We start from the raw sequence: 12,374 nt of genomic DNA on the forward strand, positions 1-12,374 counted from the left end.
GTCTCGCCATGAGTTACGCGAGGCTTTCGCTACGAAACAACGAATGGAGGCAAACTATTACATTCATACGGACGCCATCCAGAAGCCTTTATTCATAAAAAAGAGGCTGCGTCTATTTTGACACAGCCCCTTAAAAATATAAAATGAATCGTCAAAATAAAGAACAAATCCGTTTCTTACGCTTTCAAACCCAATACGTGGCGGAAACGACGAATGAACTCAGCAGCCTCGTCTAGCGTGAGGCAAAGCGGCGGAAGGAGACGGATGGTGTTCGTTCCGGCCACGCCTGTGAATACCTTCTCGTCGAATAAGAGGCGCGAGCGAATCTCTTTGATGGACTCTTCAAATTCTACTCCAATCATTAAGCCGCGACCGCGCACCTCCTTGATGCCCGGAAGTTGACGGAGTTGTTCCATCAAATAAGCACCGACCTTTCCGGCATTGACAACGAGATTCTCTTCATTCATAATATTCAATACAGCGATGGCGGCTGCACAGGCGAGATGGTTTCCACCAAACGTAGTTCCTAACATGCCATACACTGGTTTGAACATCGGGCTAATCAGCACGGCACCCATCGGGAAACCGTTGGCAATGCCTTTGGCCATAGTGATGAGGTCTGGACGAATACCGGCATATTGATGTGCGAAAAATTTTCCGCTTCGTCCATATCCGGATTGGATTTCGTCAAGAATCAACACAGCTTCATATTTGGTACAAAGTTCGCGGAGGCTGCGCATGAATTCGTCCGTTGGCAGCTGAATTCCACCTATACCTTGGATGCCTTCGATGATGACAGACGATACATCTCCTTTCTTCAACTCTGCCTCTACGGCGTAAGGATCGTTGAGTGGAAGATAGGTAACGTCTAGCCCTTCATTTACTGGAGCGATAATCTTCGGATTATCCGTTACTCGCACTGCAGCGGATGTTCTTCCGTGGAAAGAGTGCTTAAAAGCCAGTACGCGGCGCTTTCCGTTATGGAACGATGCTAATTTCAGCGCATTCTCGTTCGCCTCGGCGCCGGAGTTAATCAAAAAGAGTGCATACTCGTCGTAGCCGCATGCCACACCGAGCTTGTCTGCCAACGTTTGTTGCAGGCTGTTGATGACGGAGTTTGAATAAAATCCGAGCTTAGCTACCTGTTCGCTGATAGCCTTTACATATGTTGGGTGGCTATGGCCTACAGAAATAACAGCATGGCCGCCATAAAGGTCGAGGTACTCGTTCCCCTCTTTATCATACACATGGCAACCTTTGCCTTGTACGATTTCTATGTTAAATAATGGATATACGTCGAATAGTTTCATATTAGTTTCCCTTCTTTATTAAAACGCTGATGGCTTTAGATGCAACCCCACCGTTTCCTCCAATCCGAACATCAGATTCATGTTGTGGAGTGCTTGCCCACTAGCACCTTTCAGCAGATTGTCTATCATCGATACAATCAACAATTTGTCTTCATACTTTTGCAAGTAAATGAGACACTTGTTGGTGTTGACCACTTGCTTCAAGTCCGGATTTTTGTCGACGATGAACGTAAATGAATGGTCGTTATAATATTCTTCGTAAATACGACGAATTTCGCTCAACTCAATTTTGCAATCCAGATATGTGGTTGCAAAAATGCCTCGCGAGAAATTGCCTCGTACTGGAATGAAGTTGATTTGGCTCTTGAAGCTGTTCTGTAATTGTACCAAGCTTTGGTTGATTTCAGCCAAATGTTGGTGCGTAAACGGTTTGTAGATGGAGATATTGTCATTCCGCCAACTAAAGTGCGACGTGGCCGATGGTTTCACGCCCGCGCCCGTCGAACCTGTAATGGCATTCACGTGCAAATCCGAGTTCAACATTAAATGTTTGGCCAGCGGAAGCACTCCCAACTGGATGCAAGTCGCAAAGCAACCCGGATTGGCAATGTGGTTCGCTTCACAAATCGCCCGGCGGTTCAATTCCGGCAAACCATATACGAAATCGTGCTCTTCGCTCTTGATGCGGTAATCCATCGAAAGATCAATGATTTTTACATGTGCCGGAACCGTATGCGACTCCATGAATTTCCGCGTATCGCCATGCGCTGTGCAGAAGAAAAGACAATCGATTTCGTCTAGAGGCAGTTCGGAAGTGAAGCGCAAATCTGTTTCTCCATACAACCCTTCGTGTACATCTGTGATGCGATTCCCGGCGTTGCTTGTGCTGTTGATGAAGGCTATTTCTACATCCGGATGGTTGAGCAGCAGGCGAATAAGTTCGCCTGCTGTATAACCTGCCCCCCCTATAATTCCTACTTTAATCATATTTTCTCGTCCTTATGGTTCGTATAATAGACACGGAGTGGCGTAGAGAGTACTTTAATGAAGCCTTTGGCGTCTTCAGCTGTCCAACCCTTTTGCATTTCGCCATACTCACCGAACTTCGTCTTCACCAAATCGTCTGGAGATTCCACGCCGACGGTCGAGAAGGAAAGCGGACGGAGTTCGAGGATAGCCGTACCGTTTACGTTGCGTTGGGATTCCTGAAGCATTGCTTCGATGTCGCGCATTACCGGTTCCAAGTATTGGCTTTCGTGCAAGAACATGCCGTACCAGTTGGCTACTTGGTCTTTCCAGTATTGTTGCCACTTACTCAAAGTGTATTTTTCTAAGAATCGATGTGCACCGATAATCAACATCGGAGCAGCAGCTTCAAATCCGACACGCCCTTTGATGCCGATGATTGTGTCACCCACGTGCATGTCGCGTCCGATACCGTATGCTGCGCCGATCTCTTCTACTTTTTGGATAGCTTTAATCGGGTCGTCGAAGCGTTCATCGTTGACGGCTTTCAGCTCACCCTTCTCGAACGTGAGGCGGAGTTGCTCGCTGCCCGTCTTCTTTACTTGCTTTAAATAAGCCGATTCGGGCAAGCCTTGGGCTGAATCGAGGATTTCGCCTCCGCAAATCGACGTACCCCACAAGCCCACATTATAAGAATATTTCAGTTTCGTGAAGTCTGCTACATAACCATGTTCCTTTAAATAATTGATTTCGAAGTCGCGGCTTAGCGCCATATCGCGCGTCAGCGTGATGATTTCCACGTTCGGAGCCAGTACGAGGAACGTCATATCGAAACGCACCTGGTCGTTTCCGGCCCCCGTCGAACCGTGAGCAATCGCGTCTGCGCCAATCTCGTTGGCATAACGGGCAATCGCTAGTGCTTGGAAGATACGTTCAGAACTTACAGAAATAGGATAGGTCCCATTGCGGAGCACATTCCCGAAAATCATAAACTTGAGGCTCTTTTCATAATACTCCTGCGTTACATCGAGTGTTACATACTTTGTAGCACCCAGTTTGTACGCATTTTCTTCGTTTTGTTTCAATTGCTCGGCACTGAATCCGCCCGTATTGGCACAAGCAGCATATACTTCATACCCTTTTTCTTTTGCCAGATACATCACCGTGAAAGATGTATCCAATCCGCCGCTGAATGCGACAACTACTTTCTTCTTCTTTTCCATATTTTCGTTAATTAAGAATGAAGAATGAAGCATGGAGAATGGAAAAAATTGACGCCGTCATTTGTTTCATTCATCGTACTAAATCCGTTCATTCACGTTCTTATTTTTTACTTTTAGTATTGTGTTTTTATTGATGTTCCATTTTGTGTGCATCTGGGTCGTAAAGCATTCCGGTACAGATACAATAGCGGCGGTTGGTACGCTCCAGAATGTCGTGGTTGATGCATCCTTGGCATCCGCGCCAGAAGGCTTCGTCGGTTGTCAAATCGGCAAAAGTGACGGGAACGTAGCCCAACTCCGTATTCATCTTCATCACCGCCGCGCCCGACGTCAGGCTGAATATTTTCGCATGAGGCCAACGCATCCGAGCCAATTGGAACGTCATCTCTTTGATACGTTTAGCAATACCCAGTCCGCGGAAATCCGGATGGACAATCAATCCTGATGTCGTGACATACTCTTTGTTCCCCCACGATTCGATGTAACTGAACCCCGCGAATCGGTCTCCCGCCAACGCGATGACCGCTTTTCCTTCCTTCATTTTCTGTGCCACGTACTCGTGTGTCCGTTTGGCAATGCCTGTACCGCGTACTTTTGCCGCCTCTTCAATGGTCTTCAAGATCGTGTCTACATACACCTCGTGTGAAGCCTCGGCAATCATCACGTCTACTTCTACTTGTTGTTCCATATTTATTTGTTCTTATTTTCTTATTATATAATGAGTCAATGCCTCCAAGACACTTTGCCGGTTGAACCCTTCGCGCGGGATGACGAGAATCGTGTCGTCGCCTGCAATAGTACCTAAGATTTCCTTCGGTGCATGCGTGTCAATGTCTGAAGCGATACCCATGGCATATCCGGGGCGCGTCTTAATAACGGCCAAATTCCCTGAGAATTCGATATTCGGTGCTATCGTTTCCGGAGCTTGCTTGGGTGTGAACGTCTGAGATTCGGGCAATCGGTAGACATACATCCCGTTGGCATCATGTACTTTGGCTACTTTCAACTGACGAATATCGCGTGAAAGCGTAGCCTGCGTCACCACAAAACCCTCCTCATTCAAGCGCTTCATCAACTGCTCTTGATTGTAAATCGCCTCTTCTCCGATAATTCGTCCAATCGTTTCCAAACGCTCTTTCTTCGTGCTCATTTTGTATAAATATTCAATCGAGGCTGCAAAGATAGGCAATAGAATTGAATAAATATACAAATTTGATTCTCTTTTTCTGGAAAAATGAATACAACGGGAATGTTTCCCGTTTTTTTACGATGGGGAGGTGTGCCGCATTTCGGATTTTTTAGTTGTTCCAAAGATACGAATTTCCTTTTATAAAAAAGATGGTGGGGAGGGTGCGGATTCCAATTTGGAATTTTTTTTACATTTTCTATTTCGATTTTTGCTCATATGAAATATTCTTCTTATCTTACCTGCAAAAAAGTAATACTAAAAATAGTAAGATATGAAAACAGAGAAAAAGCAAGTTGAGAATTATGACCTTTTTAATGTTACTTGTGAAGGTTTTAGTGGTTATAGAGATCTTGAACCTAAAAGTAGTATAATAATAGGTAGTACCGAACGAAATAAAAATAAGTATTATGAGATTAGATTAAGTCTAATAGATATCTATGGATACAGAAAGATATATGATGAATGGGATGAATCGTATATAATCGGTAACAAAGTGTGTATAAGAATTTCAGAGCAAATCAAAAAAGAGAATGAACCAAAGTATAACTGGGAAAAGACAAAAGAATTTGTATTTGAATCATATCCTGAATTTTTAGAAGTATTGAATAAAGGAGTTAAGATTGCAGAATTAAAGAAACAGTTTGGAAATATAGATGTGAAAACGATAACCTTGAAACAGGTAACGGAAATGATACAGAAGTTAAAGAGATTATGGTAGAGGATAGCAAGCCTTCTGTTTAGTAAATATGGAACATCGAACATCAAATGTTACGTATTAAGAGTTTATTTAATAATGTGTTTTCCGAGTTCTCTGTGCATACAATAATTAAGAAGGGGAAAACGACAGTTATCGAAGGCACAGGACTTACTTTATTAAATCAATCAGGCGACGCGGCGGGCGATTTGATTCTTGCTTCCACGTGGTCTGAGGAGCCGCTCGATGACAAGGTGCCGGCCGCGAATATCACGTTGAACACAGTCACCCACATCGAATTTACGATGACGGAATACTTGACAGAAGGGAAATATTCGCTCCGCATCGAGACCTATTATAATGGGGAAGGGAATCCGCCACGCCTGGAGCCGGTGGTAATTAAGTTCCCGGAAGAGATAACGTTGTTGATGTAAACACAAAGAAAACGAAGGAGCGAAAGGCGCGAGGTTATGAATGCTTCGCGCCTTTCTATATTCCTCTGCGTCATTCTGATCGAAATAAATAAAGCCAGACGAAGGTTTCAGGGTTAAAAAAGAAGGAGGGCGAGCGAAAAGAGCAGGAGGAGAGACAAGGTGGCAAATAGGTAGCGTTTCTCCTTATTATATAAGTAGATGCAGAAGGCGAGGAGCGTGGCGTAGGAAAGGGCGAGTAGGAGTGGCGTAAAGGGACGGCTTGCGGCGAGTGGCGGGATGCGTCCCATGCGGTCGATGAAGTGACAGAAGGAGGAGGTGAGCCAGGCGACACCAGTACCGACCCAACTCCATGCGCATCCGAACTGATAAAGCATAATCCAACATAAAGCACAGGGAATAAGGAGTATGGAATAGACCGTGACAGGCAGGGCCACCAGCATCGAGACAGACGATATCTGCCCGAAATAGTAAAAGCAGAGCGGAAGCGTCCCGATTTGTGCGGCGAGACTGACCGCCACCCAGTCCCAAAGCATTTGCAAACCTGGATTTCGCAGGGCGAACCATCCGCGAATCCGGCGATAAAAGAAGAGGATGGAAAGCACGGCGAGGTAGCTTAACTCGAAGCCTAAGTCGAACAGGTAGAATGGATTGTAGACTAACATGCAGAAGGCAGACGCCGCCCAGGTGTTGTATGAATCCGCGCGTCGTACCAGCAGCTTCCCGACCAAGTAGAACGAAAGCATCAAGGCTGAACGGACGGCAGGCGATTCCATTCCGGCCAGCAAGGTAAACCCCCAAATCCCCATAAGCAAAAGTATTTGCTTCACGTACCGAAATAGCGTGTGTTCGGGAAGAAAAAACAAACAAGCCCGTAAAAAAGCATACACGACGCCGACGTGAAAGCCGCTCACCGACAAGATGTGCGCCGCGCCCGAGAAGTTGAACCGCTCGCGGATGGTCCAATCCAAATGCTGGCGATAGCCTAACGTCAGTGTGGCCAGCACGTTCTTTTCTTGTTCTGCCAAATCCAAAACATCCAACGAAGCGAGCAGGCGGAGTTGCCATTCCCGGAAATAGATTTGCCAAGCTGATAACTCATCGGTACCTTCCCAACGTAACCGGTAGCGGACATATCCAATGGATAAACACAAGAAAAAAACGGCGAAGAGCATGCCCCAATTCCCTCGCGACGCGAACGAAAGGCGTGCCTCGACAGGCTTCGTCAGAACCAAAAAGAGAAAAAAGAACAACGCCGCGCCTATTCCTATCCACCCGGGAAAAGGCACGTACGTTGCGATACATATCCCACTAATCCAAAGGATAAGCAACCTCGCGAAGGGTCGCTTCTGAAATTCTTCTGCCATTATTCATAGTTGAGGTTTGAGTTGTGAAGTCTTTTATAAAGCTTTTAAATCATGAATTACTTTTATCGGGTTCGGCGCCTTGAATACGAAACTTCCGGCGACCAAGATATCCGCTCCCGCCTCCAACAGGCGTTTGCCCGTTTCAAGATTCACACCGCCGTCAATCTCGATGAGCGTATTCAATCCTTTCCGCGTAATCATTTCGCGAAGGCAACGCGTTTTCTCTACCGAATGCTCAATGAATTTCTGTCCACCGTAACCCGGATTTACAGACATGAGCAATACCATATCGACATCTTGGATAATATCTTCGAGCAGGGAAACGGGCGTATGCGGGTTGAGTGTCACGCCAGCTTTCATACCTGCTTCCTTGATGGCTGCGATGGTTCGGTGCAGATGTGTGCAAGCTTCGTAATGGACGTTCATCATGTAAGCGCCCGTCTCGGCTACTTCGTGCACGAACTTTCCCGGTTCGACAATCATCAAGTGGACATCCATAGGTTTCTTGCAAATAGATTTCAATCCTTCCAAGACTGGAAAACCAAACGAGATGTTGGGCACAAACACCCCATCCATAATATCTAAATGGAGCCAATCCGCTTCGCTATGGTTTATCATTTCGACTTCCTGCCTTAGATTCATGAAATCTGCAGAGAGCAAAGAGGGAGCAATCAGATGTTTCATTGTTTGTTATTTATTTTATTTTCGGCAAAGGTACAAAAAAAGGGAATGCGTCGTCTGGCATTCCCTTTTTATTTCATTTACTAATTCAATATAAAGCCACACAAGCGTACATCCAATGTAGGTTCAGCATGATATGTGCGGGCAAATTGCCTCAAAAAATCAAGTGTCCGTTCGCTTGGGTTTATACCTTCGGCCCGTTTGTCTTTTCCCTTTGAATCAGTAATACAAGATGTAGAGACTTTCTTCATAGGCATTCGTTTTATTTATTTCCAATTACAATTATAAAACGAATGCCTTTCGGTTATATTGTACAAAAAGACTCGATTTTTTATCCAAACTTAAGCAATAGACAACTCGATGTGATGTTCGTCTGCCATGCGACGAAGGTTCAAGATGGCATAGCGCATCCTTCCCAAAGCCGTGTTGATGCTTACTCCCGTCAAATCGGCAATTTCCTTAAAACTCAAATCTTGATAATAACGCATTTCCAACACTTCCCGCTGATTTTCTGGCAAAAAGCGGATGAGCTTGCGGATATCGGCATAGACTTGATGTTCTACCATTTGGTCTTCAATCGTACGGTCGCATAGATTTACGTTGTTAAACAAATCTACTTCCACCTCATCATTCGATATGGTATTTTCATTCCGTTCTTGGCGGAAGTTATCTATAATCAAATTGTGAGCAATCCGTGTAATCCATGCTTTAAACTTTCCATTCTCCGTATAACGACCCTGTTTGATGGTCATGATGACCTTTACAAACGTCTCTTGGAATAAGTCTTCTGCCAATTCCTTATTCCGAACAATGAAATAAATGTAGGAATGAATGCTTGCCTTATGACGATTCAACAATACGTCGAAGGCAGCGTTATTACCTTCCGCATAAAGGATGACCAGATTTTCATCTGTCAACAAATCCAATGTATTCATTACTGCTATATTTTTTAGTTTCTTGCGTAATGTTATGCTATAGGCGATTCGTTTTTAAGAGTTAAACATATATTTATTTGCTACAAAGAAATACAATCTGGTTGAAACGACCAAATTTTTTCTTTTCTTTTTTCAAAGAATAATCCTTTGCCCGTACTTTCTTGTACGAACAAAGGATTTTTAAGGACGAAATCTATAACTATAATCCATTTCGTTTATGCCTATAATCGGATGGATTTATCGTTATGGATCTTAGAATTTATAACCAAGTGTCAACGCTACGCGCGTGGTGTTTGTCTTCAATGAGGCTGATGTCGGTGTTGCCAGCAAGTCTCCTTCGTTGGAATAAATAGGAGAGAAGGCATAGACATCCTCTTTCATGGTCTTGAAGACGCAGGCCACGTCGGCATAGAACTGGGGCGTGAAGCGATATCCAAACCCGACGGTATAGTTCGTTATGCCTTGGTCGAGCGTGTAATGGGGAATCGTCCCGACGGTTACCACCTCGGTATTGCCCTCTTTCAACGCATCACCCAGGCCGCTACCTGTCCAAGTATAGCCCGCACGGACAGCAAATTGGGGCGTGACCTTCACTTCTGCTCCGACGCGTATCGTATTGGAAATGCCCAAAAGCTGGTTGATGGCGGTGTTGGTCGAGAGGTTCTCGGTTCCATTCCGGTCGTACATCTTCATCCGCCGGTAGTTTGTCATTTCGTAATCGACGCTGATCAAACCTACTTGCCCAATGATGGCGGCCGCGCTGAATAACCACTTGTCGGGTGTGCGGTATTTATAGTCGGTCACCGCATTCTCAGGCGTGGTTATGTTTTCTATCCTTGCTGGTGTTCCTTCGATATCCGAATTGGCTTTAGCAAAATAGCTATCGGTCATCTTATACCAAGTAGGCGAGTTGTAAGCCACGCCGATGCGAAGGAAGTCGATCGGGCGAACCAAGACACCGACATTGATGCCATATCCAGTTCCATCCGTCGATAAACCATTCCATATATCTGTAAAACTTTTGAAGTCGGACGTGGAATTGTAGTCTTCAGCGTAATAGGAGCTCAGGTCGTAGTTTAGATCGGTAATCGAGAGCGTAACACCCAGCATCAGGAAATCGGAGATATTTGTACCAAAAGCGATGGCATATTGGTCAATCGCTCCTGATTCGTACATTTCTAATACGGTATTGTCCCAATTATAATTCAATCCTGTTGAATTTAGGACCGATTCATACGCGCCTCCGTTATGCTTGATAAAGCCGGCTTCATAACCTAAGACAGAGAGCCAATCGCTTACATAATTATAAGGATCGTAGGTATAATTCCCGTTGTTATCCTTTATGGCTACCAAATCATCCGGTGTCAATCCGCCTACATTGGCCCGGGCAGCTATGTAATCGGTAAGCGAAGAGGGCATGCCTCCGCCCATTCCCATCCGGAAACTCCGCGAAAAGTTCTTGAGTCGGTTATACGAGAATCCGACGTTCCAACTTACTAATCCATCGTCATGGCCGGTAGGGAAATAACCTACGTAGGCGATGTTGTCGAAGTTGAACTTGGTATCCTTTTGTTCGATATTATTGCCTTGCCAATTGCTTTTGGAGGCCATATTGGAAACATCGATCGTGGCCACGACTTCCGAACTCCGATAGATGGCCAATCCGGCGGGGTTGTGGTTCATGACAGATATGTCTCCACCCAAGGCACCGAATGCGCCTCCCATGGCCATGCTACGGGCCGTACCTGTTACGTCTCCGTTGTTTACATATTTATAAGCATCCGTTAGCCCTTGCGCGAAAGCGAAGCTGGTCGAAAGGGCCAACGCCGATGCGATTGTCAATACTTTTTTCATCTTCTAAATCTTTTCAACTTTACTATGTATTATCTTCCTCGTCCGCTTCCACGACTGCTTCCGCCTACGCTTCCTCCGCTTGAACGTCCGCCACCGAAGCTACTTCCCCGGCTGATTGAACCGCTCGAACGGGAGCTATTATAGGATGGCGTGCTATACGAACGCGTGTTGTTCCGCGGTACGGAGAGGCTATTCCGATTATTATTCAATGTACTCCGGCTATTGAACGAGCTTCTTCCCGTCGAATAAGAAGAACGGCCAGCCGAACGTCCGTTTGAATAGGAAGAGGTGCCTGTACTCATCCGTGTCCGTGAAGAAGAGGAGATGGCGCTATTCCGTGTGGAAGTCGTACCTGAGCTGCGTCCAATGGAAGAAGAACGCCCGGAGCCTCGTCCGCTATTCAAACTCTGGGACTTGAGCGAAGTCGAGTTGGACGACGAATAACGTCCTGAACCCCGTCCGCTACTGATGCCATTCGATTTCAATGAAGTGGCATTCGAAGAAGCGTAACGCCCCGAACCTCTGCCCGAGCTTGAGGTCACATGCCCTGCATTCCGTCCGCTCGTATAGACACCCTCGTTGCGTAATCCGTTCACATTTGCGGCCGGGCGACCTGTGCCTCGTTCATATCCTGAGCGTCCGTTCCGATAATGGTAAGAAGGAGCATAAGCGAAATGGTGATGGTAATGAGGATGTCCCCAATAGCCTCCATACCAGCCTCCCCAACTCCACGAAGGACCCCACCACGGGTCGAACCAAGGATCGTACCAGCCTGCATACCATCCGCCCCAACCCCAATAGTAAGGACGATACCACCAAGAGGAGTAATAACCCCACGGACGGTACCAAGGATCGTACCAACCCCACGAATACCAAGGCGAGCCAAAGTTGAGGTTGACCGATACGTTCGTGTATCCATCGCTATAATCGGTGCCATAATCGTAGGCATAATAGCCGTCGTCCAGGTATAAATCCACTTGGTCGGCTCCTACGATGGACACTTTGCTGGGCGAATGATAACGGATGATGCGTTCCGTATATTCCAAATCCGAACGGCGTTCCGGTTCTTCCTCGACCGATACTTGCGTGCGTTCTACAATTTGGTCGTCGCCCAACGCGATTGTTTCGTTGGATACTTCATCCGGCGAATAGCGTCGGTTATATGCATCCACATCCCATTCATCGGTATCTGAAGCCACACGTGTATAGGCTGCCGTGGACACGGTGTCTTCCGTGTTCACCGGTTCGTCTTGCGCTTCTGCTTCCTCTACTTTTTTATGATCTTTATTCGAACCCGAATAATAAATGTCGTCAAAAAATTGCTCTTGCGCTACGACACCGCCCGAGAGCAGAAGCATTGCTAACCAAGATGTTAATTTTATTCGTTTCATATCGTTATCTCCTTTTGCTTTTGTTGTTGGTATGATTTAGACTTTGCCATGCTTGCCTCGTTTAATTAGGATACGGTACAAAATCTACGTTCGCTTTCATTTCATCTACAAATATAGCCCATTTAGCTACAAATATAACGCATTTCTTTCGGCTTGTGTTTTAAGAAGGGAAGACTTTAACATTCATTACAAGCCTTTTGCCTTTTCCCCTATTTAATAAGAAGATGCACAGCGGAAACAAATAGCTGCATGAGAAAATATCCATCTCCGGACAATAGTACGCCCTGCCTGATAAAAAAACAGAAACATCCGAGCAATTCTCTATCTTTAGGC

The 12,374-nt window shown here is 45.8% G+C and carries 12 protein-coding genes; 2 read left to right on the forward strand and 10 right to left on the reverse strand.

The annotated features are described in order from the left end of the window. Nucleotides 1–176: 176 nt before the first annotated feature. The 5 genes from B5F77_RS03510 to argR all read right to left on the reverse strand — a co-directional run bounded on the left by B5F77_RS03510 (nt 177) and on the right by argR (nt 4,649). Nucleotides 177–1,310 (reverse strand): aminotransferase class III-fold pyridoxal phosphate-dependent enzyme, encoded by a 1,134-nt coding sequence (locus tag B5F77_RS03510; protein WP_087327720.1) that lies wholly within the window; start codon nt 1,308–1,310, stop codon nt 177–179. Nucleotides 1,311–1,328: 18 nt separating this feature from the next. Continuing rightward, nucleotides 1,329–2,297 (reverse strand): N-acetyl-gamma-glutamyl-phosphate reductase, encoded by a 969-nt coding sequence (gene argC, locus B5F77_RS03515; RefSeq protein ID WP_087327723.1) that lies wholly within the window; start codon nt 2,295–2,297, stop codon nt 1,329–1,331. Continuing rightward, nucleotides 2,294–3,499 (reverse strand): argininosuccinate synthase domain-containing protein, encoded by a 1,206-nt coding sequence (locus tag B5F77_RS03520; protein ID WP_087327978.1) that lies wholly within the window; start codon nt 3,497–3,499, stop codon nt 2,294–2,296. Before B5F77_RS03520 ends, argC begins: the two co-directional genes overlap by 4 nt. A gap of 127 nt (nt 3,500–3,626) precedes the next feature. Then, complete coding sequence (locus B5F77_RS03525; protein ID WP_087327726.1) at nt 3,627–4,187, reverse strand: GNAT family N-acetyltransferase; 561 nt, start codon at nt 4,185–4,187, stop codon at nt 3,627–3,629. A 12-nt stretch (nt 4,188–4,199) separates the two neighbouring features. Continuing rightward, nucleotides 4,200–4,649, reverse strand: coding sequence for an arginine repressor (argR, locus tag B5F77_RS03530; RefSeq protein WP_087327729.1), 450 nt, complete (start codon nt 4,647–4,649; stop codon nt 4,200–4,202). Between the two features lie 310 nt (nt 4,650–4,959). On the opposite strand from argR, the gene B5F77_RS03535 reads away from it, so the two are divergent. Both B5F77_RS03535 and B5F77_RS03540 read left to right on the forward strand, forming a co-directional pair. Further along, the gene (locus tag B5F77_RS03535; protein ID WP_087327732.1) at nt 4,960–5,406 is read left to right on the forward strand and encodes a hypothetical protein; all 447 of its coding nucleotides are present in this window, start codon (nt 4,960–4,962) and stop codon (nt 5,404–5,406) included. A 47-nt stretch (nt 5,407–5,453) separates the two neighbouring features. Then, a complete protein-coding gene (locus tag B5F77_RS03540) occupies nt 5,454–5,816 on the forward strand; it encodes a DUF4469 domain-containing protein (protein WP_087327735.1) in 363 nt (120 codons plus the stop codon). A gap of 113 nt (nt 5,817–5,929) precedes the next feature. Here B5F77_RS03540 and B5F77_RS03545 read toward each other — a convergent pair whose 3' ends face one another. From B5F77_RS03545 to B5F77_RS03565, 5 genes are all read right to left on the reverse strand, one after another. Further along, entirely contained in the window at nt 5,930–7,180 is a 1,251-nt protein-coding gene (locus B5F77_RS03545) for a ComEC/Rec2 family competence protein (protein WP_087327739.1), read from the reverse strand. Nucleotides 7,181–7,213: 33 nt separating this feature from the next. Then, nucleotides 7,214–7,864, reverse strand: coding sequence for a ribulose-phosphate 3-epimerase (gene rpe, locus B5F77_RS03550; RefSeq protein ID WP_087327742.1), 651 nt, complete (start codon nt 7,862–7,864; stop codon nt 7,214–7,216). 338 nt (nt 7,865–8,202) lie between these two features. Continuing rightward, complete coding sequence (locus B5F77_RS03555; RefSeq protein WP_087327745.1) at nt 8,203–8,796, reverse strand: sigma-70 family RNA polymerase sigma factor; 594 nt, start codon at nt 8,794–8,796, stop codon at nt 8,203–8,205. Between the two features lie 252 nt (nt 8,797–9,048). Further along, nucleotides 9,049–10,650, reverse strand: coding sequence for an outer membrane protein transport protein (locus B5F77_RS03560; protein ID WP_087327748.1), 1,602 nt, complete (start codon nt 10,648–10,650; stop codon nt 9,049–9,051). A 29-nt stretch (nt 10,651–10,679) separates the two neighbouring features. After that, nucleotides 10,680–12,041 (reverse strand): hypothetical protein, encoded by a 1,362-nt coding sequence (locus B5F77_RS03565; RefSeq protein WP_087327751.1) that lies wholly within the window; start codon nt 12,039–12,041, stop codon nt 10,680–10,682. Nucleotides 12,042–12,374 lie beyond the last annotated feature (333 nt).

The sequence above is a fragment of the Parabacteroides sp. An277 genome (assembly GCF_002159645.1).
GTDB lineage: Bacteria > Bacteroidota > Bacteroidia > Bacteroidales > Tannerellaceae > Parabacteroides.